The organism is Belliella calami (genome assembly GCF_022549695.1).
Classification (GTDB): Bacteria; Bacteroidota; Bacteroidia; order Cytophagales; family Cyclobacteriaceae; genus Belliella; species Belliella calami.
Genome location: NZ_JAKZGS010000008.1, coordinates 115,775 through 141,772, shown reverse-complemented (window position 1 = coordinate 141,772; position 25,998 = coordinate 115,775). Strand labels below are relative to the sequence as shown.

Genomic DNA, 25,998 nt, shown 5'->3' with positions numbered 1-25,998 from the left:
AAAATTGAATGGCTACCTAATTTTACTGGGTAGCCATTTTTTCTTTAACTCAAAATTGATATTTACTTTTTTCATTCTCATTTTTACTATTCTTATATTCAGAATCATAACAATGCAAAAAACGATCATTGATATATTAAAAAGTCTACCTCTAGACGAGCCTCACATATTTAGGAAGGAAGATTTTGAAGGATGGCAAGCCAATGCTAACTATTCAAAGTTGGTTGTGTTGGAAGGAGCAGGTCGCAATATTAGCTTTGCATCTGGAAATGATTACCCAATAGAGGTAGTTCATCGCAATCATACAGCTGAATTTTGCGGGTATAAGGAGAGTTTTTTACAATTAGGCACTGACCTAATAGCAATGACCTTGCGTCAAGAGAAAGTACTGGAAATTGAATTACCCCATCCCAAGTCGGGCATAAAAAAACTATTCGTGTATCTAGATGATTTTAATCCTTAAACAATGAAAAAAATGTTTTTATCAATAGCTGTACTTGTCTTGTTAGCAACTGGGTTTTTTATTTATCAGCTCAACAAGCACAAAGTGGAAAACTCGATGTGGGAAAAATGGAACTTTCCCTATCTCGACCAGATCAATGATTCACGCACTTTCGAAGTTTCAGGATATGAATTTATCAAAATAACCGATCAAGATTTAGGGTTGAAAAACAGAATGTCAATATACCCCAGTGAAGATTGGAACAATAAAGAGATAAGTGATGACCCATATTTCTGGACACAGGAATCAAGGGTCTTTTATAATAAAGACAAAGCGCTATTTGGTGTAGGATTGAATTACGAAGAAGTTTGGATATTTTTTAATGCAAAGGGTGAGATTTTAGAGGATATTGCAGAAGAAGATTATCCAACCGAGAATTATCAATCTTGGGTAATGGTCAATAATCTGGATAATTATTACCGATTTGCCGATCAAAACACTGGTATTGATGTTGCTTTTTTTGCAAAGCAGCGGTACAACTGGTCACGACATAATCCGCTGGCGAATATTGGCAGCCCCACAGCCGGACATGGAAGCTATTGGTGGTGGTTTGGTAATGCCTTTATGAAAATACCATTAGAAAAAGAAGCCTTCGTGTTTAAAACTGATGGGCAAATGGTGGGCTACACCTCAGACACTCCAGACTATAAAGTGATGATCGATTTTTACAAAATTCCCAAGGAATATACCAATGGAAAAAAGGTTGTGCTAATCTATCAAGGGAAGTCTTTTGGAAATATGAATGATGGCCTTTTTATGATAAAAGAAAAAGATTAATATGATTAGCCGCAATGAATCCAGAAGGTAAACTTCAAATAAAATCATGCGGATAATCGATGTTGGCTACACTAGAGGGATACTCTGATGAATGGAGGTCATAGTATTTCAGGACAATATTTGAGTCTTGTTTTTCCAGACATCAGAATGACAATTTAGGATTAACAAAAAAAGCTACCCGAGAAATCAGGTAGCCATGTATTTAAAAAGGACTTATCAAACAGCCTTTTTTCGTTGAATCTACTATTTCAAATTTCCCGAAACAGGAAATTCGAAATTAAACCCCTTGTTATTTCGCTTGCGGAACAAAACTCATAAGCTCTTTTGCACCATCAAATAGTGTCAATTTATCTTTGGCTACTTTCATGTTTTTGGCTTGTGAAAGCAAAGAAACAAATTGATTTTCCCCATTTCCGTCTCCGCAGGCTTTTTTGGTCATTGCTCCTGGATCCAGATTCAAGGATGTTCCATCTAATTTAAAGTTTCCTGAGAAATTATTACATCCAGCAAAACCTGATAGTTTGCCTCCATCCATAAAATTCAAAAATGGAAGTCCCGCTGTAAATTTACTAGCATCTAAACCTCCACCCAAAATAGAGGACAATACCCAGTTATTTCCTGTTAGCATACTTAGCGGGTTCATTTTACTGATCGAATCACACGACGAAAATGATAAGAAGACAAGAAGGAACAATACATTCGATAATTTTTTCATGATTGAATAATTTAAATGGTCATTTTTATAAAAGAATTTAGTTAAATTGGTATTTACTTTTTGATCAGCTACTTTGAAGCCTACTTGTAAATTCATTGAAGTATTTAAAGCGTTTGGCTAAATCATTGGTAATTTGAAGTTGATAAAATAAAGAAGCTCGCACCAATTTAATAAAATTCTAAAATAAATCAGTCTTTTTTAAATTTTCCATTACTTACAACTTGAGCATAAGTTATAATAGACTTTTCGAAAAATAGAAAAATTACCATAATCAAGTCTCAAAATGATTTATTTTAGAACAATCTTTAAAATATAATTAACAAAACCAAATTTAAATCTGAAATAAGCAGTTACAATACGTAATAAAAGCAATGAAAAATTAATAAATCCTTAACAGATGAAGTGTTAATTTAAAAAAACAACAAATTTATTTTTGGTTTTTGGAAAAATGTAACTAGAATTGTGTCATCAAAAAATAACTCATGCATTTCTCGGCAAAAAACATATCCAAAACAGTAATTTCAGTAGCTTGTACTGAGGGTGACTGCATTTTTGGCATGAGCACATCTACTTTTACTACTACCACTACCACCATTACGGGTTAATCCCGTGATCCCTTATACATATAGCCCTTTCTATCAAGGTCCGATTTATTGGATCTTACTATCATATTATATTATTCATCATAAAGCAATCAATTTTTATGAAAATCTTAAAATTCGGAGGATCCTCAGTCGCAAACCAAGAGAATATCAAAAAGGTATTTGAAATCATTAGAAAAAGTCAATCAGAAGGAAATATAGCTGTAGTTTTCTCAGCATTCGGAGGCGTGACGGAAGTTTTGCTCAATAGTGCTGCTGCTGCAAAAAATGGTGATAAATCTTATACAGAAGATATTAAAGTACTGGAAGATCGTCACATAGAATTGGTAAGACAGCTTTTCCCGATTCATTTGCAATCTCCTGTTCTCACTTATGTAAAAGTCCGTTTCAATGAATTGGAAGACCTTTTTCACGGAATATTTTTAATAAAAGAATGTTCCCCTCGTACCTTGGACTATGTGGCAAGTTTTGGAGAAAGATTATCAGCATTCGTATTGGCAGAAGCACTCAAAGTAGAAGGCTTCAACTCAAAATATCTGGATGCAAGGGATGTCATCCGTACCAATGATAGATTTGGAAATGCCAAAGTTGATTTTCCTGCTACCAATGATTTGATCCTGGACTATTTCCATAACAATAACACTATCCAAATCATAACTGGATTTGTAGCATCTACTTCCAAAGGTGAAACCACGACTTTGGGAAGAAGTGGCTCTGATTACACCGCTTCTATCTTTGCCTCTGCCCTACATGCTGAGAGTTTGGAGATTTGGACAGATGTATCTGGAGTAATGACTTCTGATCCAAGGTTGGTATATACTGCATTCACTATTCCTCAATTGAGTTACAGTGAAGCGATGGAGCTGTCGCATTTTGGAGCCAAGGTGATTTTCCCTTCTACCATGATGCCTGCGATGAAAAAAGGGATTCCGATCTACATCAAAAACACTTTTGAACCTTCAAATCCTGGCACTTTGATCAATGGTGATGCTCCTTCGGGCAAGTTGATCAAGGGGATTTCTTCCATGTCTGACATATCCCTACTCAATATCCAAGGTGCAGGCATATTGGATGTGATAGATGTCAACAGAAGGATATTTACCGCTTTGGCAAGTGTGAACATCAATGTGATCTTGATCTCTCAGGCATCATCAGAGCAGATTACCTGTCTGGCAATCAGATCATTTGAAGTAACCTTGGCCAAAGAAGCAATAGAAAAGGAATTTTTCCATGAAATCAGAAATGGAGAAATCGATGTGGTCCATGTGATCTCTGACTTGGCAATCGTAGCCGTGGTGGGAGAAAATATGAAACAAAATCCAGGAGCAAGTGGAAGGATGTTCCAAGCTTTGGGAAGAAACAACGTGAACGTTTATGCTATTGCACAAGGAAGTTCTGAGTTGAATATTTCTGCTGTAGTGTCAAAATCCGATTTGCAAAAAGCACTCAATGCATTGCATGAAGCATTTTTCCTATCTGACAATAAAGTACTTCACGTATTCTTGGTTGGTGTAGGTCTGATTGGTCAGGCATTGACCAAAATGATCGCAACTCAGCAGCAAAAGCTCCAAAAAGAAAACCTACTTGACATACAAATTCACGGAATTGCCAATTCCAGGTTTATGGCATTCAATGAAGATGGATTCGATTTGAAAAATTGTCCCCTTCCTGAGAATGCTGATGGAGCTATGGAAATGGATTTGGATAAATTCATTACCCAAATGGAATCCATGAACTTCTCCAATTCAGTTTTTGTGGACTGTACTGCCAGCCAAGATGTGGCGGATTTCTATGAGAGAGTCTTGGAAGCAAAAGTGGCTATAGTCACACCTAACAAAAAGGCAAATTCAAGTTCATTGGAAAAATATAAGAACCTCAAGAAACTGGCTGGAAAAAGAAGTGTGAAGTTTCTTTATGAAACCAATGTAGCTGCCGGACTTCCAGTCATCAACACACTACAAGATCTCATGCTAAGTGGTGATAAAGTGATCAAAATTGAGGCTGTATTGAGTGGATCGATGAATTATATTTTCAGTGAATTGGAAAAAGGTGCTCCATTTAGTGAAGTGGTGAAACTTGCAAAAGAGAAAGGATACACAGAACCAGATCCTAGAGACGACTTGAGCGGAATGGATGTTGCCAGAAAAATATTGATCTTGGGAAGAGAAGCCGAGCAGGATTTGCATTTTGAAGACATCAGCATACAGAGTATGGTGCCAGAGGACTGTGTTGAAGCTAAATCTGTCGATGAATTCTTCCAAAAGCTTCAAGGTCATGATGGCGAATTTGCGCAGCTTCTTGCCGAAGCAGCAGAAAGAGGTGAAAAACTCCGCTTCATGGCAACCCTTGAAAATGGAAAAGCTAAAGTTGGCTTGAAATCACTGGATAATTCGCATCCATTCAGCACATTGAAGGGAAGTGATAATATGATTCTTTTCACAACTGAAAGGTACCATGATTTCCCAATGATCATCAGAGGTCCTGGAGCAGGTGCGGATGTGACTGCGGCAGGTGTATTTGCAGATGTTATCCGACTAGGAAATTATACAAGATCATGAAAAAATCGATAAGGGCATTTGCCCCAGCAACCGTCGCCAATGTTTCATGTGGTTTCGACATCTTAGGTTTCGCTATAGATGAATTGGGAGATCAGGTGGAAGTTTCCCTGTGTGAGACTCCCGGTCTTAGGGTAGTCAATATCGAAGGAGATGGAGGAAGATTGCCTTATGAAGCAGAAAAGAATACATGCACTGTAGCAATCCAAGCCATGTTGGATCAGTTGGATTATAAAAAAGGTATGGAAATATCTTTGTATAAAGGTCTTCCTCTTGGTTCTGGAATGGGCTCTTCGGCAGCCAGTGCAGCTGCAGCGCTCGTAGCTGCTAATGCACTCTTGGGTTATCCATTTGACAAAAAGCAACTGGTAGATTTTGCTGTCAAGGCAGAGCTAATCGCATGCGGGGCAGCACATGCTGACAATGTCGCACCTTCCTTGCTTGGAGGATTTGTATTGATCAGGGATTACGAACCACTCGATGTCATCAAACTCCCTGTTCCCAACGGGCTTTATTGTACACTTTTGCATCCCCATCTCGAACTCAACACATCTGATTCTAGATCTGTATTGAGAAAACAGATTTCCCTCAAAGATTCTACTATCCAGTCTGGAAATATTGCAGGTTTGATCGCAGGTTTGTTCCAAAAAGATTTCGATCTGATCAGCAGATCGCTTAAGGATGTTATTGCAGAACCAACAAGGGCACTTTTGATCCCAGGATTTTATGAATTGAGAGATGCCATCAAATCTATCGGAGCATTGGGTTCAGGAATCTCAGGCTCAGGCCCAACGATTTTCGTCCTGTCACCATCCAAAAAGATCGCTACAGCAGTAGGTACAAAAGGCAGCGAAGTTTTCAAAAAAATAGGGCTCGATGTGGATGTTTACATTTCTGAAGTCAATGACAGAGGCGCCTACGTAATTTGATACATCATAAAAAATCTGATTTTACAAAATCATGTCAATATTCAAAGCATTAACTCCAGTTTTATCCATTTCGATCCACCAGAAGCGGACAAGTTATTTATTGATACATGATACTTGTTGATATTAAACAAAAACTATAATTAACACTTGTAATTCGGGGTGGAACAAATACTGAAATTACTGGCGGAAAAGCATATATTCATAATAAAATCATCACAATGAATTTTTACAGTACAAATAACCCAGAGCATAGAGTAAGCCTCAAGGAAGCTGTGATCAAAGGTCTTGCACCCGATCAAGGGCTTTATATGCCAGAAAAAATCCCTACACTTCCTCAGGATTTTTTTGATAAGTTACCAGACCTTAGCTTTCAGGAAATTGGCTATGAAGTTATCACAGCATTGTTTGGTGAGGATTTGTCGGTGGAGCAGATCAAAGAACTCGTCGACCACACTTTAACCTTTGATGCTCCTTTGGTAAAAATTGAGGAGGGAGTCTATACTTTGGAATTATTTCATGGCCCAACATTGGCGTTCAAAGATTTTGGGGCTAGGTTCTGCTCAAAATTGATGTCGATTTTGATGGAAGGCGAAGACAGGCAAGTAAGAGTGCTTGTGGCCACTTCAGGTGATACAGGCAGTGCTGTCGCCAATGGTTTCTACAAAGTACCTGGAGTAGAAGTCATCATTCTCTATCCTAAGGGGAAAGTAAGTGAACTACAAGAAAAGCAATTTACCACGCTCGGAGAAAACATCTCAACTTTGGAAGTCGATGGTGTATTTGATGATTGTCAAAAAATGGTCAAAGAGGCATTTTTGGATAAGGAACTGAATGAAAAAATGCTCCTGACCTCAGCCAACTCTATCAATATAGCAAGATGGATTCCACAATGCCTGTATTATTTCTATGCTTATTCCAGACTTCCGAAAACTGACAAAAAGCTGGCGATATCTGTTCCTAGCGGGAATTTCGGGAATCTTGGCGCAGGAATCTTGGCTGAGAGAATGGGCTTACCTATTGACACTTTCATCGCTTCCACAAATGTAAACAGGGTCGTTCCCAATTATTTGGCAGGAAATCCATTTACTACCGAGTCCTCACTACAAACTATCAGCAATAGCATGGACGTAGGTAATCCCAGCAATTTCTACAGACTACTGGCATTGTTTGGCAATGATGAAGCACTTTTCAGGCAAAAGGTGAAGGGTTTTTACTTTGATGATCAAGATACTATCAATGGAATGAAAAATGTCAAACAAAACAGCAACTACATCATGGATCCGCATGGTGCAGTGGGATATTTGGGTTTAAGAAATTTCCGAAACATATCACCAGATGAATATGTGGGGATTTTCTTGGAAACCGCACATCCTGGCAAATTCAGAAATGTAGTAGAAGAAGTCTTGGAATTGAAGCTTGAACTCCCAGAAAGACTTGCAAAGTTTTTGGAAGGAGAAAAGAAAACTATAGCATTGAAAAATGATTATCAGGAGTTTAAGAAGTATCTCTGTAATTAGTTTTTCGTAAAATAAATAGGCTATCCAGATTTGGATAGCCTATTTATTTTAATTTTTTTTTTTAAACTCAACCAATCATCTGTTTTAAACTTTAATGTTAACTCTGAGCTCAAAAGAATCAATTCATCATTGACATCATAATGATTTTTTTCAATCAAAAACCTACCCGTGTCAAAGAAAATTGGAATTTTTAACTGAGATAGATATGGATTATTGAGGTACGTTTTAATACTTGGACTGATGATCACCAACGAACCATTTTCTAATTTTTCATCAGAGAGTTGCTTAAACAAAATATCCAAACACCCTTTGCAAGCAGATGGGTTGACCACCAAAATCCACTCTGAAGATTGAGGAATATCAAACTGCTCCTTAACAAAATCGAAATCATTCCGCTCTGGCTTAGTGCAAGCAGTCAAAAGCAAAACCATGCCCAACAATACCAGTACATTAATCTTCATAATCCAAACCTTCAAACCTGATAACATCATAAATGAGGTAGTTTTCATCAAAATCTATATTGTTTTGATTGTTCCTTGAAACATACAAACCTTTCCTTCCAACAAACAACTCTCTTTGATCTGCTGAGTAGTTCTTAAACAAAACTTCACCCCTGTATTCAAAATTAGAATCCAATACGAAGACTTTAAAGTCAGGTCTATTTGAGTATAACTGCAATAAGCTTAATTGATATAATTCAGGATTTGTAGGGAGTTCAAAAATTACGTAATAAACATTTCTGTATTTATCAAATACCATCCCTTTTATAACCCCATTTTCCAATCCTTTTATGACACCTTCATCCCCATAAGGCCTTTCTTGATATTTAGCAAATTCCATTTTTTCAGGGGTGTCAAGGTCTAATGTGCTTATAATTTTATTTTGGGATTTTGAAAAAACATTAATCCTAAGATCTCTACTAAAAACAGTAACTATAGAATCCCCTTTTGATATCAGGCTAAATTCAGGTGAAAATATTCCGCTATCCCAAAAACCAACTGGAAGTGAATAATTCAGCCATTTTATAGTCGATTTAACTAGATCATATTCAAATAAATGTTGGTATTTTGACACATCTTTTAAAGACGTTTCCCAATGTTTGGTGATAAAAGGGTAAGCTCCATAAATTTTTTGATTTTCAATAATCAATGGTCGATAATTGCTAGAGGAAATAGTTTGTACATACTGATCTGACCCTTCTATTTTAATATCTCTTGCCTTTTTGCCATTGATATCAAATATTGAAACAATCGCAGGAACAGATGTGATTAATACGGTATCTGCACTCTGAATAAAGAAACCATTTGATACTCCAACTTTATCAATACCATCAGATGACAATTTTATTTGATGAGCTTTCTTCTTTGTTTCCAGATTATAAATATTTATCCCAAAGGGAGTCCTGCCCATTGTTGCCACAAATCTACATGAGTCAGTTTCTAAAAGTTGCACACAATAATTAATTGGGGTAGAAACACTATCTAAGTCAATTTTGATTTGTTCTTCAATAGAATATTTCAAATTAATTACTTTTGTCTCCTTAGGACTACTACAGGCTACAAAAAAGAATAAAGCAATAATGAAAAGTAAGCTATTTGACATTGTATAAAATAATTGATTGCTAGATAAAATGATAATACTTGGCTTGATAGGCCCTTAATTTGTCTGTTACTTAACAAGGTAAATGAATTTCTAAAAATAGTCAATCAAAGAAAGAAAAGTAGGATTAACTTTGGTAAAGCATTTTTTAAAAAAGTAATATGATTATCCCCAATCATGCCACTAATCAATTAAACGATTGTTTTTTGGCAAACTGATACTAATAGATATTGGATATTTATTGATATTGGTTCGAAATCACAGGTTAATTCAATTATTTAGATTCTACTGGTATGAAAAAGGATATACATAAAAAGGAAAAATCAAATTTAGATTTTTCCTTTACATAATTCTAAAGAAAGCTGAACTTAAAACATGGATAAGCTTTAGTTTAAATATTTTTTACTCTCTAAGATTCTATGATTATAAAATTTTTTAACCTTAAATCATCTAACCCAGAATTAATTCAACACCTCTGAATGTGTTTTTGTGTCAGAAGTCTTTACTTTTCTTCTTGGATTTGGTTTTTTCTTTTTCATTTTGTTGATCCAAATCAGCGTCCCGGTGACAGGTAAGCTAGTGGCTATCAAACAAGCAATGAAATACAACAACTTTGAAAATTGCCCATAAACATCACCTAAATGTAGCGCTTTAATCGAACTGGAAACCCTCTCATTGAAAGGTTTGTCTCTAAAGATATCCTTCTCTATGACTTCCAAGTTGGCAGAATTCAAAACGACTTTGTCACCAGCAGATGGTGCAAAAAAACCTGTCCTTCCTTTTTGGATATTCACTGGATCTCCAGCTTTTTGTGGCAAATTCACTCTGTAATTCCCTTCATACTGTAAGTGATGGTCAACCACTGCTATGTAATCCATAATGGAATGAATTGGCACATTGACTTCTTCTTGGGTCGAATCTCCCTGTTTTCCATCATCAGCTCCCCTTTTTTGGCCTTCTCTTCCTTGCCCTCTTTCAGCACCTGGAGCAGGTCTTTCCTGGTAAGTGCCCAATGATTTTTGCAATGCTTCCCTATACCATGGAAATGACCAGAATGGGCCAGTGACACCCATCAAAAAAAGTATTATAATCGAATAAAAAGCCAAGGTATTGTGCAAATCATGGTTTGTCCGTTTCCAGCTTTTCCCAAATTTGACTTTCAATCCTTGTCGCCAATTTTTGATTCTTTGGGGAAACCAGATGATCATTCCCGTAATCACTCCGATGGTAAACAAAATAGTACATGCACCTGTAATATAACTCCCCAGAGTCCTGTTTGGCAAATCCCCAATCAATGGTTCCTCGATTTTGTCCAACAACAACCATCGGTGAAGACTAAACATATAACCCATGAATTCTGCCACCTGATTGGGCTCATCACTTTTGCCCAAGATTTGACCGGTGTAGGGATTTACAAAATAGGTTACTCCAAACCTACTATTGCCGCCTTCTGGCCTTGTATTTACTTGAAATGGTCGACTTGCAGATTTTTCAATGCTAATTCCTGTAATAGGTGCATCCGTCTCAGCTTTGACAAGTTCAATAACCTTGTCAGGACTGAGTTTTCTTGTATCCTGCGGCACTTCTACTTTATACAGATGTGATGCTCCCATCTCCCTGATTTCCGTATTATAAACATAAATAGTCCCTGTCAGGCAAACTACAAGAATTACCAACCCACTAATCAAGCCTGCCCATAAATGGACATCATTGAAGAATTTCCTGGTTTTCTGCCAGAGACCTTTTGTTTGATTTACATTTGCCATATTAGAATATTTATATGTTTCCTTTTTACTATTTGATAATATTGCCTAGTCTTAGAAATTGGACAAACTTTATCCTCTGATCTGTGAGTGCGACTCTCTACAACTATCTTGGTAAAATGTTCAATGTTAAGCGTTAAAACGTTAAAAGCACTTAACAATTAACGTTTTAACGCTTAACACTTTTTTATTTAGGCCACAGGTTAATATGGTTATTAGTTGTTAGTGCATCAATTGACTTAAAACAAATCAATTTGTTTGACTACTGATAAGTAAGCGGATATACACATTCTTTATAAAAGGATGCACTAACCAAAAACCTAATCAACCAATAACTCAATCAACTAATCTCTTGACAGTTGACTCTTTCCTTACGGCATCCACCATATTTTTGCAGTCAGCATTTCGTCATTTCCTTGGGCTACGACCTCTTCATTGTTTGTTCCTCTTTCTGTTTCTGGGTACATCAATCTCAAAGGTATTCCGGTCACGCCACTAGCTGCTGTTCTTGGATAATTTGGAATTCCCAACCTTCTGAAATCATTCCATGCTTCTATGCTGCTTACGCTGTTTAGTGCCAACCATTTCTGCTCTATGATTCTTTCTAGACGATTGGGACCTGAAGTGATCGCCACTGATTCTTGATCTAGGTAACTGCTCAATGCGGCTGCTGGGACTTTAGTGTAAGAAAATGACTGCGCAATTGCCTGATTGTACAGCAACGCTACATCTTGGGAAACCCAACCTCTGTGTGCAGCTTCAGCTTGCAAAAACAAACTTTCAAAATCACTCAGAATCACACTGGATTGATTCAGTGCATGAAAAATGCCAGTCGCTTGACCTCCATTTTCATTTGGTCCTCTAAATGCCGATGTTGCATTCCTTTCAAAGTCCGGATTTCCTGCTTCAGAATTTCCAAACACCACACCTTTGTAACTACCATCCACCGCTACATACAATCGCTCCAACCTTGGATCATTTTTACTTTCCAATTGACTTAGCAAGTAATTTGTAGGACGAATATTCTGGTAGTTGGCAGTAGTATTTCCCTGAACATCCCTATAGTAGGACGCCCAAAATGGATTCATTTTCCCATTGGAATTCAGATATCCTGGATTGACAGCGGCAGTTTCACCTGCTGACAAAAACCCACTTCCTTCTGCGCTTATTTTTTGGATTTCTGAAGAAATATAACCTGCATCAGCTTTTTCGCTTTGCCTAATCAAAGCCCTTAGCTTCAAGGTATTTCCAAATTTTGCCCAAAGCACTTTATCACCATTGAACAATACATCTCCGTGATTTTGGGGAATTACTCCAGAAGCTTTCACATCGTCAATCCCAGCTGAGATCAAATCGATAGATTTCTGATAGACAACATTTCCCGGTTCGTACTTAGGGTTGATTAATTCACTTCCCTGCGCAGCATCGTCAAAAGGGATATTGTTATACATATCTACCAATCTCAAAAACAGCATTCCCTGCATTATTTTCGAAGTGCCGGCATAAAATAATTGCCCATTCTCTTCGGCTTCTTCCTGAATCAATCTGAAGTAAAGGATGTTGTTGAAGCCATTTTCCCAAACAGGAATACCTTCTCTTTGACTTCTGATATTTTGGCCATTGTAGGTTTTCAAATCAAAAAACTGATTGATTCCTTCATTGTTCGTCCCCCAATAACCTCCCCAGAATGAACCTATTTGATTTAGTTGGAGTGTTTCCTGGTTGGCCACTGACACCAATGCCCCAGGTAGCTTAGCGCTCAGTGGAAGGTTGTCACCAATTGGGCTGTTAGGATTGCTATTCACGTCCAGAAATTCGTCGCAAGAAGACAGGGCAAATAGTGAAAGTGCAAAAAGGGTATTTAAAATATATCTTTTCATTTTTGAATTCGATTGGAGATTTATAATGTTAGAAAGAAGCATTCACAGTGAAGCCAATTGTTCGCATCGGAGGAACTTGCCTAAAACTGTAATACCCATCTGTGTTGTTGTATAAATACTCTGGGTCACCGATATTATTACTTGAATGAGTTATGATAAATAAATTCGTAGCAACCACTCCTACTGAAGCTTCGCGGAAAATTTTCTGACCCTGCAATAGTGTCGCAGGAACAGTATAGCTAAGGCTCAATTCACGAAGCTTGAAGAAGTCAGCTTTTGCAGCAGTATTACTCTGAACAGCGCCTTGTCTCGTCCAAAACTCCTTTCCTCCACCTGATGTGGTCAGACTTGTGTTTTCTACAAACACTCCTGGTGAAGTTTCTATCACTGAATTTGGCCATACGAAAGCTTCCCTTCCATAAGCTGCTGTGATTGGGTGTGTTCCGAATTCGTACATCGGTGGAATTGTCTCAGAGTAGAACCATCCTCCCATTCTCCAATCAAACTGTGCTGCTAGGGAAAAACCTTTGTAATCTATCCTAGAGTTGATTCCCATCATGTAAGGAGGAACCATCGGGCCCAACTTCACATTATCCGGTGCTACTAATGGATCACCTGTTTCGGCATCTACCACTACCCTTCCATCTAGAGTTCTTTGGTAGTCACTCACCCATAGCATTGGAAATTGGTCTCCGACAAAAGCATAAGATTGTCTGAAATTCTGACGAAACTCAGCTCCTCCATAAAGTTCCCGAACCACATTGTTGGTATAGGTGAAATTGAAACCTAGATTGAAATTCCAATCCATGGTCCTCACCACATCTCCACTTACACTCAATTCTATAATATTATTCGTCATTCTACCTGAATTGACCAACATGGCATTGTATCCTGTAGCCCTGGAGATGTTGGCATTTGAAATCTGCCCGTCTGCATCAGAATATACATAAGCACCGTCCACGTACAATCTATGGTTGAACATTCCCAATTGGAATCCTGCTTCAAAGGAAGTCACAAACTCAGGTTGAATATTTGGATTTGGATTGGTCAGGCCAGGTAAGAATCCTATTGAGTTCCCAAATGGAAAACCATTACTTTGACTATAGGCATTGTTCAATTGATAAGGAGAAAGGGTTACGTTTCCAGTCTTATTCCATGAAGTGTAGATTTTAGCAAATGATAATTTCCTAACCTGTCTCAATGCCGGGATCGCTTCAGAAGCTACCAAGGATGCACTTACGCCTGGATAGAAATATGATCTGTTTTCCTTGCTTAATGTAGAAATCCAATCATTTCGACCTGTAAATGTCACAAACAAGAGATCCTTGTATCCAGCAACATACTCACCATACACAGCAAGTGATCTTTGCTCCGTAATCCCAGATCCACCGCCCAACTCACCTTGCCTACTGTCTGGATTGATGATGTCAGTATATAGCAAGTTGCTTGCCGATACATTTTGAGTTTTTCTATAATCAGTTCTGATATTCTGTCCAAGGAGCAATCTATTGCTGAAGTCACCAAAATCTTTCTTCAAGCTAATGATCAAGTCAGAATTCAACCTTCTATAAAAGAGACTTTGATCACTTACTGATCCAGGTGTATTTCTTGTACCTTCTGCTTGATATTTATTGGTAAAATTCCGCACTTCATCTGTGGAAGAATACATCCCCACTCGGTACAAAACATCCATCCAAGGAGCTACGGCATAATTCAGTTCAATCTTTCCGTTTAGGATTTGCTGATTGTTTTGATTTCTAATATTATCAATCAAAAAATATGGATTTCTAAGCCAGCTTCCATTGGGTATAAAGTAGTTATTGGGGTTCCCCGGAGAATTGAGATCCTCCCAGTTTCTGATCATGTCATAGTCAAAATTGGCAGGCATTCTATAGGAACTGATCCAAGGTCCATCAGGGGTAATATCTTTTTTGTTGTTAATAAAATTTATATTGTAGGAAGTTTTCAGTTTTCCGAAATCTCTGGATCCATTGAATCTCAAATTGACTCTATTGTTTTTATCTTCAGGAATTATCCCTGTTTGTGTTACGTATTGGGCAGAAAGGAAATAGGTACTTACATCATCTCCTCCAGAAAAAGAGACATCATTCTGAACATTGACACCAGTTTGGAATAAGTTCAGTCTATTGTCTCTAGATGGAGCTGCATAAGTCAGCATAGGTTGAGTTCCGTCAGGTAAGGGATTTCCAAATGGTCTAGAAGTACCATCAAATGCCGGCCCCCATGACTCGAAAGTTGTTGGACTATAGACACCATTGTTTCCTTGTCCATACAAGGTCTGCGCTTCAGGAAGAAAATAGACATTTGAGAATGTCGTGGTGTTACTGATCCTCACGATACCCTCACCTTTTCTTCCTCTCTTTGTTGTGATCATCAAGGCACCATTTACACCTTCAGATCCATATAGTGCGGCAGCATTTGCACCTTTGAGAACAGTGATGCTTTCTATGTCATTGGGATTCAATCTGCTGATATCAGGAATAGGAACACCATCTACAACATAAATTGGTTCATTTGGATTTCTTCCATCGATGCCCGAAGATCTTTGCAAAGACCGATTTCCCCTCAACACAACTTGAGCTGCAGGATCTACTTTGCTGTCATACATATTGATCCTCAGACCAGCCACTTTACTTGACAAACCAAACAAAGGGTTCACAGTCTTGCCTTGATTCAAATTCTCAGAATCCACAATTTGGGCAGAACTGCCCAATTCTTTTGCTGGTCTGGAAAATCCCAATGCAGCAGTAACCTCCACTTCTGACAATTCTGTCACATTCTCTTTAAGATAAATAGTTACATTCTGTTCATCTTCGGAAGCTAAAATCTCCTGAGATTTGAAACCTACAAACTTGATCAGCAAGATATCTCCAACTTCTGCATACATCCTGAACCTTCCTTCAGCATCAGTAACAGCTGTAGCGGGGCTGTCCTTTACTTGAATAGTAGCTCCAGGAAGCGATTCTCTAGAATAACTATCCAACACCTGTCCATTCACATGGATTCTTTGTGCCAAGATTTCATTCGAAATCAACATGAGAATCAGAATAGGAAAGAGTTTAAAGCAACTTGTTTTTAATGTATGTAAATTTTTCTTCATCGATTTATTTAGATTAAGTCTAAAAAAGAATTAATTTTGTGATGCAAAAGTAAAAGATGAATTACTTGATTAATGACCCTTAAGGGAATTAAAATGACGAAAGAGGGAGAAAAAGAAACAAAGCAATTTGAACGACTTTTAGATAAAATTGATCCAAAAGGTCAGGAAAAGAGCGAGTATTGGCAAGTCTCTACCGATACTTCGTCTAACAAACTTCTATTTAAAGAGATAAAAGAAGAAGGTGTAATTGGTCAGGAATTTTTGTCCGAGAAAATATATTATTGCTACGCCAAAAGCATAACCAATAAACAAAACACTATAATTATAAAAACACGACCTGATTATATACAGGTTAACTTTTGTCTGAAGGGCAAATTAAGGTACAACTTAAAGGAAAACAATAAAACCATCTACCAAATCAATCCACTCACTGCCAATTTCATTTATTATAAATGTGATGAAATTGCCATAGAAAACGAATCAGTAGATGGTTTTGAGGTTTTAGTTTTCAATATTCATTTAGGTTTTTTGGAAAAAAACTTTCCTGATTTCTATTTGAGGATTGCTGATTTCATAGAAAAAATCAAACATGGCCAAGGCGAGTCATTTTCTCCAAACAACATTTCGATCAGTACTACTTTGCGAGCCATGATCCAAGACTTTACCACAAAAAGATACTCAGGCTGTTTTTTGAGTCATTATGTAGAGTTGAAAACCTTGGAATTCGTCATCTTATTGATGAATGAATTTGACAACATCCATGACTTCAAAAAATCTCCTTTGAGCGAAATGGATCTAGAAAAAATGAACTTGGCAAAAGAAATCTTAATCCAAAGAATGTCTAATCCCCCTAGTCTGAAAGACTTGGCGAACATGGTAGGGACGAATGAATTTGATCTTAAGAAAAAATTCAAAGAAGCTTTTGGCATGACCGCTTTTGCACTTTTGCAAGATTATAAAATGGAGCTGGCACGAAAAAAGCTCATGGAAACTGACCTGAAAATTGTAGAAATCGCCGAGGAATTGGGCTATAATCACGCGACCCATTTCACCTCTGCTTTCAAAAAAGCCTTCGGGATATTGCCAAAGGATATTAAGAAATAGCTTTTCCTTCTTGAGTGATAAATTTTTATGAGTATCCGCAATGTTGCACGTAGGGTAAGAAGAGGTATTATGTGTTGCGGATTCTCGTCACCGGAAAATTGTCAACAGTCAACATAACATACAAATCGATCCTCCAAAAATCTATTGTTTGGCTACGTGCAAGAAAGCGGATACACATATAATTTTTTTTTTATTTTCCCCCAACCAATGACGGACATCGCCTGCTTCCAATCTCGTTTTTTAAAATTAACATAGAAATTTGCCAATCGGCCCCATACTGTATCGATCATCCCTACGGGACTTCTGGTTTGGATGACATCTCCTTGTCATGGATTGAAATCCATGACTAATAGATCGGTCGCTCCTATGGAGCTGATGTATATTTTCCAGCAGCTAGCTATCTTGGTCTAAATCAAACATCAAAATGCTTGCCTCATAGTGCCAGCGGCACAAACGATCTAGTAACAGTGGGTTTCAACCCACTGACTTAGAAATCCCAAGATTGACAAAAGTCTCGTAGGGACGGACGATTATTTTCAAAGACAAAGACAGTTTTGATTTACACTAGCTTGACTTAGCTGTGGATTAACTTAGTTTAAAACCCTAACGAGAATTGACAAAATTGGGGTGAATAAAAAAAAGCAGGAAAACATAGCTTGAAACTACCTCTCCCTGCTCTAATTTTGATAATCTTGCTATTTGGAGCAAGAAAAAAATTGTTAGATATGTAGTGCCCTATTATCCGTAGCGGCCAAACATGCTTCTTTGAATGCTTCTGTGTAGGTAGGATGTGCGTGCGACATTCTGGAAATATCCTCTGCTGAGGCTCTGAATTCCATGGCGACAACTGCTTCAGCAATCATATCTGCTGTTCTTGGGCCAATCATGTGCACGCCCAAGATTTCGTCTGTCTCAGCATCTGCCAATACTTTTACCAATCCATCAATATCCATAGAAGCTCTTGCCCTTCCAGATGCCATGAATGGGAACTTGCCGGTTTTATATTTAATACCTTTTTCCTTCAATTGCTCTTCAGTAAAACCTACTGCAGCCACTTCAGGCCAAGTGTAAACTACTCCTGGAATAAGATTGTAATTGATATGTGGTTTCTGTCCTGCAATAACTTCAGCTACAAAAGTACCTTCTTCCTCAGCTTTGTGAGCAAGCATTGCACCTTTCACTACATCTCCTATAGCATAGATGTTCGATACATTCGTTCTCAAATGGTCGTCAACTTCCACTTGACCACGATCTGTGATTTTCACTCCAGCAGCTTCTGCATTCAAGCCATCAGTGTAAGGTCTTCTACCAATAGAAACCAACACATAATCAGCTTTCAGCTCTACAGTTTCTCCTTTAGAGTTCTCCGCTTTGACTACTACTTCTTTCCCTTTGTTTTCTACCTCCACCACTTTGTGTTTCAAGTAGAATTCAAAGCCTAATTTCTTCAAAGACTTTTGTAATTCCTTACCCATTGTTCTATCCATAGTTGGGATAAGTGAATCCATGTACTCGACTACAGAAACTTTCGCTCCCATTCTGCCATACACAGACCCCAATTCCATTCCAATCACACCACCACCGATTACGATCATGTTTTTTGGAATTTCTTTCAAGTTCAAGGCTTCTGTAGAAGTAATGACTCTCTTCTTGTCCAACTTGATAAAAGGAAGTGTAGAAGGTTTAGAACCCGTTGCAATGATGATGTTTTTGCCTTGGATATTCTCGGAAGAGCCATCATCTTTGGTTACTTTGATGGTGGATTTATCTACAAAGGAACCCAAACCTTGATGTACATCAATTTTGTTTTTCTTCATCAAATACTGAATACCATCGACATTCTGCTTTACAACATCATCTTTTCTGGCAATCATCTGTTTGATATCAACTTTCAAGCTGCTCAGATTGATCCCGTGGGTTTTGAAAGTATGGGCAGCGTTGTGATAATGTTCGGAGGAATCCAAAAGTGCTTTTGAAGGAATGCATCCAACGTTCAAGCATGTCCCTCCAAGTGTTGGGTATTTCTCTACTATGGCAGTTTTCAACCCCAATTGGGCTGCTCTGATAGCAGCAACATATCCTCCTGGACCGGAGCCGATTACGATTACGTCGTACATATTTTTAGACATTAGATGTGAGACTCAAGAAACAAGACTTGCATCTCCCAAATTAAAACTTGATTTTATAATAAAAAGGTAGAGGAGCTATTCATCCCTCTACCCTCCTAATTCATCCTTTTTTAAACTCCAAACAACAATCTCGTTGGATCTTCCAATAGTTGTTTTACTCTTACCAGGAAGCTAACGGATTCTCTGCCATCGATGATTCTGTGGTCATAGGAAAGTGCCAAGTACATCATCGGTAAAATTTTCACTTCACCATTTACTGCCATCGGTCTTTCTACGATATTGTGCATCCCTAGGATAGCAGACTGAGGTGCGTTGATGATTGGAGTGGACATCATGGATCCGAAGATACCTCCATTGGTCAATGTGAATGTACCTCCTGTCATTTCCTCAATTGACAATTTGTTGTCTCTTGCCTTTGTAGCCAATCTCACTACTTCCTTCTCGATTTCCTCAAAGCTCATTGCCTCTGCATTTCTGATTACAGGCACGACAAGTCCTTTTGGCGCAGACACGGCAATGGAAATATCACAGAAATCATTGTAAACGATTTCATTTCCGTCAATCTGTGCATTCACTGCTGGCCATTCCTGCAATCCCACGCAAACTGCTTTGGTAAAGAATGACATAAAACCAAGGTTTACACCATGCTTTTCCTTAAACTGATCTTTGAATTTCTTTCTCATTTCCATGATTGGCCCCATATTCACTTCATTGAAAGTGGTCAACATGGCTGTTTCATTTTTCACAGAAACCAATCTTCTGGAAACAGTTTTTCTAAGGGAAGTCATTTTCTCCCTTCTGCTATCTCTTGATCCGGCTACTTTAGGTGCAGCTTCAGGTTTTTCTTCTTTTTTGGATTCAGCTTGCTTAGCTGCTGGCTTTGGAGCTGATTTTTCAGCTTTCTCGGCATCTTCTTTTGTAATTCTTCCGTCCTTGCCAGTACCTTTGATTTCGTTGGCGCTGATTCCTTTTTCTGCAAGGATCTTTGCAGCTGCCGGAGAAGCATGGCCTGTAGCGTAGGTTTCGTTTCCAGAAGGACTAGAACTACCTGCTGATTCCTTTGCACTTGATTCAGGAGTATCTTCAGAAGCTGGTGCTCCACCTTCCATTACTTCAATCTTACAGATCAAACCACCGATTTCCAAAGTATCGCCTTCTTGGGCAACATGTCTCAAAATACCATTTGCTTCAGCAGGAAGTTCAAAAGTAGCTTTATCAGAATCAACCTCAGCGATGATTTCATCCAACTCAACATAATCCCCATCAGCTTTCAGCCAATTTGCTAAAGTCACCTCAGTGATTGATTCTCCAACTGTAGGTACAATCATATCTTTGACCTCACCAGTTTTGCCTCCTCCAGAAGAAGAAGACGATGATTCAGCTGGTTTGTCTGACTTTTCGATTTTTCCTCCAGCTTGTCCGTCGGTGTTGATTTCGCAGATCACTGCTCCGATTTCTAAAGTATCGCCTTCAGCTGCTTTGGTTTTCAATATTCCAGCAGCCTCTGCTGCCAATTCAAAAGTTGCTTTATCGGACTCCAGTTCACAGATCACTTCGTCCATTTCTACGAAGTCACCGTCTTTTTTGAACCACTGTCCAATTGTCACTTCACTAATAGATTCCCCAACGGTAGGGACTTTGATTTCTAGGCTCATTGTGTTTTCTTTTTTACCCCCAAATTCAATTGCAGAATTTAAGGTTAATTTAACATGAATAAATTTAAATTAAACCTAAGCCAGCTTTTCTTTAAAAGCTGGCTAGGGGTTTTATGAAAGTTTTAATGCTTTTCTTACGATATTGGATTGTTCTTCCACATGGACTTTATTGTATCCTGTAGCAGGGGAAGCACTCATTTTCCTTGCAATCACATCCATTGGAAGCTCTTTGTAGAGCATTCTCAAGATATAATTCCAGTATCCCATATTTTCAGGTTCTTCTTGTACCCAAACTACTTCAGCATCTTTGTATTTGGCGATGGCATCAAGCATTTGTTTTTTAGGAAGTGGGTGAAGTTGCTCTATTCTGATGATAGCTACATCTTTTACTTTTTCCTTTTCCCTTACTTCTTCTAGGTCATAGAAAATTTTACCTGAACAAAGAATCACTCGCTTCACATCTTTTGCTTTGACTGTACTATCAAGAATAATCTCTTTGAAACCTCCCGATGTAAACTCTTCAATAGGAGAAACAACCTTAGGATGTCTCAAAAGTGATTTTGGAGACATTACTATACATGGTTTTCTAAATTCCCAAGCCACTTGTCTTCTCAGCAAATGGAAGAAGTTGGAAGGCTCTGTGATGTTAGCTACCACCATATTGTATTCAGCAGAAAGCTGCAAGAATCTTTCTGGTCTGGCATTGGAATGCTCAGGGCCTTGACCTTCATATCCGTGAGGAAGCAACATGACCAAGCCATTCATTTTTTGCCACTTGGATTCTCCAGAAGAGATAAACTGATCAATCATGGTCTGTGCACCATTGGCGAAATCACCAAACTGAGCTTCCCAGATAACCAAGGAGTTTGGACTAGCCATTGCATATCCATATTCAAATCCCAAAACAGCATATTCCGAGAGCAAGGAATTGTAAATGCTAAATTGACCTTTGCTATCCTTCATTTCCTTTAGGAAATTGTAAGGCTTATTGGTAGTGGAATCATGAACTACAGCATGTCTATGGGAGAATGTACCTCTTTGAACATCTTGTCCTGTGATCCTAACTGTTTTTTCTTCCAATAGCAAAGACCCGTAAGCAAGCAACTCAGCAGATGCCCAGTTTAATGATTTTGCATTGAAAAACATCTCTTTTCTTTGCTTCAGCTGAATATCAATTTGCTTGATAGGTTTGAAACCTTTTGGTACTTGAGTGATTGCGTCTGCTACTTTTTTGATTGCTTCTTCAGAAATGAAAGTTTCAGGTGATTTGTCAAAATCCTCTGGCGTTGACCTTCTCAGTGATTGCCATTCCTTTTCAAATTTTGTGAATTGATATGGAAGTGGCTTTTCCTTTACCAAATTCAACCTGTCTTGTAGCAATTGTCTAAACTCAGCATCCATTTGCTTAGCGATTTTGGCATCAAGATCTCCCCTTTCAGAAAGTCTTTTTACATAAATCTCCCTTGGATTTGGGTGCTTCGAAATGATATTGTAAAGTTCAGGTTGCGTGAATTTAGGTTCATCAGATTCGTTGTGCCCGTGACGACGATAGCACACCATATCGACAAAAATATCCTTATTGAATTTCTGACGGAATTCTGCTGCAAGTCTTGCCGCAAAAACCACCGCCTCGGCATCATCACCATTTACGTGGATGACCGGTGCATCAATGATCTTGGCAACATCTGTACAATAGATAGAAGATCTTGCGTCGTCAAAATCAGTAGTAAATCCAACTTGATTGTTGATCACAAAATGGATAGTCCCTCCGGTATTATAACCTTTCAAACCAGCCATCTGTGTAACTTCATACACAATCCCCTGTCCAGCAACTGCCGCATCTCCATGGATCAATATCGGTAGGGCTTTGGTAGAATCTCCTTTGTGCTGAGAATCAATTTTTGCTCTTAAAAAACCTTCAACTACTGGGTTTACAGCTTCCAAGTGAGAAGGGTTTGGCGCTAGTTTGAGGTTTACTTTCTTGTCGTCAATAGTAGTAATATCACTAGAATAACCCATGTGGTACTTTACATCACCATCACCCATTGTCAGGTCAGGCTTTGCTGTACCTTCAAACTCAGAAAAAATCTGCTCGTAAGTTTTGCCCATGATGTTGGCAAGGACATTTAACCTTCCTCTGTGCGCCATTCCAATCATGACCTCCTCTACTCCAAGTTCAGCACCTTTATTGATGACAGCATCCAAAAATGGAATTGTGCTTTCTCCACCTTCTAGGGAAAATCTTTTCTGGCCGAGGTATTTTGTATGCAAAAAGTTTTCGAAAACCACCGCCTCATTCAATTTGGATAGAATTCTTTTCTTTTCTTCTGTCGGAGGGTTGAAGGAAAGTGCTTCTTTCTCAATTTTTGTTTTCAACCAATCGAGCATTTCGGGATCCCTAATGTAGAGATACTCGAAGCCCATAGGCCCTTCATAAATAGTTTTTAGAGAATCGATGATTTTGGAAAGCTTTGCTGCACCGATTCCGATCTCGTTTCCAGCTTGAAATTCAGTATTCAGATCATTTTGGTCCAAACCGAAATCTTCCAAATCGATCAAGGCCTTTCTATCTCTTCTTTCCCTTACAGGGTTTGTTTTTGAGCGAAGATGGGCTCTGGATCTATGCGCATGAATCAAAGCACGAACTTTGATTTCCTTTGGCAGTTGTTCCATGTCCATAATGGTACCTCTAGTAGCAAGGGCACCATTCGCAGCAGGTTTTGTTTGATTGGAAGCAGAAGATACTTGGGCACCTCCGTTTTCGTCCTCACCATATTGCGTTATGGCAAATTCAAATCCATCAAAAAATGTCTTCCAGCTAGGGTCTATTGCCTCTGGGTTGTTTTTGTAATCTGCGTATAGCTCATCGATGTAAGCTACATGTGCATTGGCGATATAGGAATATTTATCCATGATTGAGTTTTTGCTAATGTTACAAATGTACTTAGGATTGTTTTTATTAGAAAACTGTTTATTCGTTTATACGAATATATCTTATTGTCTTATAGATAAGGTTTATTTATGAATCAGAATAAACTTGACATCTTTAATTAAATGACCCTTTCAATCAAAATATAATACTGAAAAATTTAAAAGGACAAATTTTTAGAAATGCTATTTTGCTAAACATTTAAAATATATCAAAGTTATTAATTTTTAAAAAATGAATTTAATTTTGACCAAGGCCAAGGTTAGCTGAGAAAGTAGGTAAAATAATCTTAAATTTCCAATTAAACTCACATTAAACCTTCTGTTAAGCACCTTCTCTCTGCTTGTAAAAATTAAAGACCCTAATTAATCCAAGCTCCTCTTTTATATTTACATTGTACCTATTGATGAATTTTCTTATTTCACTTTTTCGATCTTCAAAAATTTCCAAAAAGTCTTTCATTTTTGAGGGAATTAAAGTGACTACGTCGTTTGAAATAAAATAAAAAGTATCTCTTTTAACAATCCTATCATTTTTCTCTCCCATCATCAATGCCGTGTTGTAATTAGAATTTCTATAAATGGCTGTTGTTAATTTGACTAGAGTAATATCTCCTTCAACTAGCAATTCAAAAAAGCCAACTAAATTATCTTCATCTTTACGAAAATTCGCTTGATTCATGAAAATTCGTTTTGCCTTTGTCACAGAATCGACGCTCACAAAACTCTTTACTTTATCTCCATTTATTTTCACAACTCGCCCATCTTCAAAAGCCATAACCTCGATCTGATTTTCATCAATTTGATATCTGATAAAATAATCAATCAACAACTCATCGTTTTCGTAAAGAAAGATCGACCCTCTTTTCCAATTTGGATCCAAAAAGTAAGTACCTTCCACCCATTTCGGTGTCTCTGCAATTCCATAAATTGAATTCCCACCTACAAAATTGGGCCTATTTCTAAACATTTCCTGAATATTGGTCGCTCTCACGATTTTCTGAACGGACTCATGTTGAGCAAAAGAATATTCGAAAGCACAAGTTAAGATGCCAAATACAAAGAACATTAACCTGTATTTTTTAAAAATTTTATTTATCTGCATTAATTGAACATTATGTGGAATAATTTTAAACGATAAATCTACAAAAACTCCATTGGGATATTGATCCACTCAATTTATTCATCATAAAATAATAAAGAGACTATTCGTTTAAGAATAGCCTCTTTGAGTTTTGAATGAATTCTAATTTGTTCTCAAGTTATCAGGAAAAACGAAATCCTCATCATCTGCTGTCAAGGTAGTAGTTCCTCCATCTCCATATGCATTTACCCAATTAAACGTTAGGCTTGCCCCATCATTGCTGACAATTGTGATAGTATAAGGATCTCCGTATTTGTCAGTACCTGTAAACTGCAACAAACCACAAGCATCCGTTAACCTCAAGCTACCTGCGGGCGGATCATCGTTCCAAGCACAACCAAATACTCCAAAAGAAGCATCTGATAAAGAATATTGTGCAGCACTTGTTTGCTCAAGCACAACTTTTCCAGATACAGTTCCTCCGCATGCACCAGCATTCCCCCCAGTTCCTGCCGAGATGTTGGTCGTAGTAAAATTAAAGGTTCCATCTAAATTAGAAGGACATACTACAGTCACATTGTAGAAAAATGGCGAAGCATAGAAGTTTCCTCCCGCTACATCAGAACTTCTATTGTGATTACTGAATACTCTACCTTTATTATCTGTCAAAACCAATCTAAATTCAAAAACATCTCCTTGCTCTATATCTTCTTCAGACAATCCAACAGCGGTAATTGCATCAGCTGCAGGTATAGAAAAAGTTGCTCTTGTAAATCTAGATTCTGAATTTGGTGAAAAATCATTTTCTGACAAGGTCAATACCAAACGGTCTTCATCTCCGATCTCTGGCAAATATTCCAAGCCAACATCAGGAATCAACCTTCGATGTCTCACTCTGATTTCCACACTTCGTAAGTTCAAACCATCATTCCCATCTACTGACTCCAAAATCAACGCAAAATTAGAACTAGGCAAATCAAAGAAATTAAATGAATCACTCGTTCTTTCTATAGTTCTTAGATAAGCCCCTGTATCAAAATCCTTATAAGGAATCACAGGATCTACAAAATCGGTACAGCCACTGATCAATAATACCAAGAGTGCACCCTTTCCAAATATTTTATTTATGTTTTTCATA

17 protein-coding genes are annotated in these 25,998 nt (G+C 37.9%); 6 read left to right on the top strand and 11 right to left on the bottom strand.

Annotated features, from left to right (window positions below; translation table 11 throughout):
* Positions 1-112: 112 nt before the first annotated feature.
* Both MM236_RS11365 and MM236_RS11360 read left to right on the top strand, forming a co-directional pair.
* Positions 113-463, top strand: coding sequence for a hypothetical protein (locus tag MM236_RS11365; protein ID WP_241275106.1), 351 nt, complete (start codon positions 113-115; stop codon positions 461-463).
* A 12-nt stretch (positions 464-475) separates the two neighbouring features.
* Positions 476-1,279, top strand: a complete 804-nt coding sequence (locus MM236_RS11360; protein ID WP_241275105.1) for a hypothetical protein — start codon at positions 476-478, stop codon at positions 1,277-1,279.
* Positions 1,280-1,568: 289 nt separating this feature from the next.
* Here MM236_RS11360 and MM236_RS11355 read toward each other — a convergent pair whose 3' ends face one another.
* Complete coding sequence (locus tag MM236_RS11355; RefSeq protein ID WP_241275104.1) at positions 1,569-1,994, bottom strand: META domain-containing protein; 426 nt, start codon at positions 1,992-1,994, stop codon at positions 1,569-1,571.
* Positions 1,995-2,697: 703 nt separating this feature from the next.
* Between MM236_RS11355 and thrA the strand changes: the two genes are divergently transcribed.
* From thrA to thrC, 3 genes are all read left to right on the top strand, one after another.
* Entirely contained in the window at positions 2,698-5,154 is a 2,457-nt protein-coding gene (gene thrA / locus MM236_RS11350) for a bifunctional aspartate kinase/homoserine dehydrogenase I (RefSeq protein WP_241275103.1), read from the top strand.
* A complete protein-coding gene (locus MM236_RS11345) occupies positions 5,151-6,080 on the top strand; it encodes a homoserine kinase (RefSeq protein WP_241275102.1) in 930 nt (309 codons plus the stop codon). Before thrA ends, MM236_RS11345 begins: the two co-directional genes overlap by 4 nt.
* A gap of 218 nt (positions 6,081-6,298) precedes the next feature.
* Complete coding sequence (gene thrC / locus MM236_RS11340) at positions 6,299-7,597, top strand: threonine synthase (RefSeq protein WP_241275101.1); 1,299 nt, start codon at positions 6,299-6,301, stop codon at positions 7,595-7,597.
* A gap of 20 nt (positions 7,598-7,617) precedes the next feature.
* Here thrC and MM236_RS11335 read toward each other — a convergent pair whose 3' ends face one another.
* The 5 genes from MM236_RS11335 to MM236_RS11315 all read right to left on the bottom strand — a co-directional run bounded on the left by MM236_RS11335 (position 7,618) and on the right by MM236_RS11315 (position 15,960).
* Positions 7,618-8,058, bottom strand: coding sequence for a hypothetical protein (locus MM236_RS11335; protein ID WP_241275100.1), 441 nt, complete (start codon positions 8,056-8,058; stop codon positions 7,618-7,620).
* Entirely contained in the window at positions 8,048-9,199 is a 1,152-nt protein-coding gene (locus MM236_RS11330) for a DUF4221 family protein (RefSeq protein ID WP_241275099.1), read from the bottom strand. The genes MM236_RS11335 and MM236_RS11330 overlap by 11 nt, the downstream gene beginning before the upstream one ends.
* A gap of 458 nt (positions 9,200-9,657) precedes the next feature.
* The gene (locus tag MM236_RS11325; protein WP_241275098.1) at positions 9,658-10,962 is read right to left on the bottom strand and encodes a PepSY-associated TM helix domain-containing protein; all 1,305 of its coding nucleotides are present in this window, start codon (positions 10,960-10,962) and stop codon (positions 9,658-9,660) included.
* Positions 10,963-11,330: 368 nt separating this feature from the next.
* On the bottom strand, positions 11,331-12,839 hold the full coding sequence (locus MM236_RS11320) for a SusD/RagB family nutrient-binding outer membrane lipoprotein (protein WP_241275097.1): 1,509 nt from the start codon (positions 12,837-12,839) through the stop codon (positions 11,331-11,333).
* Positions 12,840-12,867: 28 nt separating this feature from the next.
* The gene (locus MM236_RS11315) at positions 12,868-15,960 is read right to left on the bottom strand and encodes a SusC/RagA family TonB-linked outer membrane protein (protein ID WP_241275096.1); all 3,093 of its coding nucleotides are present in this window, start codon (positions 15,958-15,960) and stop codon (positions 12,868-12,870) included.
* Between the two features lie 72 nt (positions 15,961-16,032).
* Between MM236_RS11315 and MM236_RS11310 the strand changes: the two genes are divergently transcribed.
* Entirely contained in the window at positions 16,033-17,064 is a 1,032-nt protein-coding gene (locus MM236_RS11310) for a helix-turn-helix transcriptional regulator (protein ID WP_241275095.1), read from the top strand.
* Positions 17,065-17,783: 719 nt separating this feature from the next.
* On the opposite strand, the gene lpdA is transcribed toward MM236_RS11310, so the two are convergent.
* The 5 genes from lpdA to MM236_RS11285 form a co-directional block, all read right to left on the bottom strand.
* Entirely contained in the window at positions 17,784-19,181 is a 1,398-nt protein-coding gene (gene lpdA / locus MM236_RS11305) for a dihydrolipoyl dehydrogenase (protein ID WP_241275094.1), read from the bottom strand.
* 122 nt (positions 19,182-19,303) lie between these two features.
* Positions 19,304-20,848, bottom strand: a complete 1,545-nt coding sequence (odhB, locus tag MM236_RS11300; protein WP_241275093.1) for a 2-oxoglutarate dehydrogenase complex dihydrolipoyllysine-residue succinyltransferase — start codon at positions 20,846-20,848, stop codon at positions 19,304-19,306.
* Positions 20,849-20,959: 111 nt separating this feature from the next.
* The gene (locus MM236_RS11295; RefSeq protein WP_241275092.1) at positions 20,960-23,761 is read right to left on the bottom strand and encodes a 2-oxoglutarate dehydrogenase E1 component; all 2,802 of its coding nucleotides are present in this window, start codon (positions 23,759-23,761) and stop codon (positions 20,960-20,962) included.
* Between the two features lie 340 nt (positions 23,762-24,101).
* The gene (locus MM236_RS11290; RefSeq protein ID WP_241275091.1) at positions 24,102-24,845 is read right to left on the bottom strand and encodes a hypothetical protein; all 744 of its coding nucleotides are present in this window, start codon (positions 24,843-24,845) and stop codon (positions 24,102-24,104) included.
* Between the two features lie 177 nt (positions 24,846-25,022).
* Positions 25,023-25,997, bottom strand: a complete 975-nt coding sequence (locus MM236_RS11285; protein ID WP_241275090.1) for a hypothetical protein — start codon at positions 25,995-25,997, stop codon at positions 25,023-25,025.
* Position 25,998 lies beyond the last annotated feature (1 nt).

Bases quoted from the DNA above. Each gene is read 5' to 3' on its own strand.
- MM236_RS11365 (WP_241275106.1), top strand. From the start codon at position 113: ATGCAAAAAACGATCATTGATATATTAAAAAGTCTACCTCTAGACGAG.
- MM236_RS11360 (WP_241275105.1), top strand. From the start codon at position 476: ATGTTTTTATCAATAGCTGTACTTGTCTTGTTAGCAACTGGGTTTTTT.
- MM236_RS11355 (WP_241275104.1), bottom strand. From the start codon at position 1,994: ATGAAAAAATTATCGAATGTATTGTTCCTTCTTGTCTTCTTATCATTT.
- thrA (WP_241275103.1), top strand. From the start codon at position 2,698: ATGAAAATCTTAAAATTCGGAGGATCCTCAGTCGCAAACCAAGAGAAT.
- MM236_RS11345 (WP_241275102.1), top strand. From the start codon at position 5,151: ATGAAAAAATCGATAAGGGCATTTGCCCCAGCAACCGTCGCCAATGTT.
- thrC (WP_241275101.1), top strand. From the start codon at position 6,299: ATGAATTTTTACAGTACAAATAACCCAGAGCATAGAGTAAGCCTCAAG.
- MM236_RS11335 (WP_241275100.1), bottom strand. From the start codon at position 8,058: ATGAAGATTAATGTACTGGTATTGTTGGGCATGGTTTTGCTTTTGACT.
- MM236_RS11330 (WP_241275099.1), bottom strand. From the start codon at position 9,199: ATGTCAAATAGCTTACTTTTCATTATTGCTTTATTCTTTTTTGTAGCC.
- MM236_RS11325 (WP_241275098.1), bottom strand. From the start codon at position 10,962: ATGGCAAATGTAAATCAAACAAAAGGTCTCTGGCAGAAAACCAGGAAA.
- MM236_RS11320 (WP_241275097.1), bottom strand. From the start codon at position 12,839: ATGAAAAGATATATTTTAAATACCCTTTTTGCACTTTCACTATTTGCC.
- MM236_RS11315 (WP_241275096.1), bottom strand. From the start codon at position 15,960: ATGAAGAAAAATTTACATACATTAAAAACAAGTTGCTTTAAACTCTTT.
- MM236_RS11310 (WP_241275095.1), top strand. From the start codon at position 16,033: ATGACCCTTAAGGGAATTAAAATGACGAAAGAGGGAGAAAAAGAAACA.
- lpdA (WP_241275094.1), bottom strand. From the start codon at position 19,181: ATGTACGACGTAATCGTAATCGGCTCCGGTCCAGGAGGATATGTTGCT.
- odhB (WP_241275093.1), bottom strand. From the start codon at position 20,848: ATGAGCCTAGAAATCAAAGTCCCTACCGTTGGGGAATCTATTAGTGAA.
- MM236_RS11295 (WP_241275092.1), bottom strand. From the start codon at position 23,761: ATGGATAAATATTCCTATATCGCCAATGCACATGTAGCTTACATCGAT.
- MM236_RS11290 (WP_241275091.1), bottom strand. From the start codon at position 24,845: ATGTTCTTTGTATTTGGCATCTTAACTTGTGCTTTCGAATATTCTTTT.
- MM236_RS11285 (WP_241275090.1), bottom strand. From the start codon at position 25,997: ATGAAAAACATAAATAAAATATTTGGAAAGGGTGCACTCTTGGTATTA.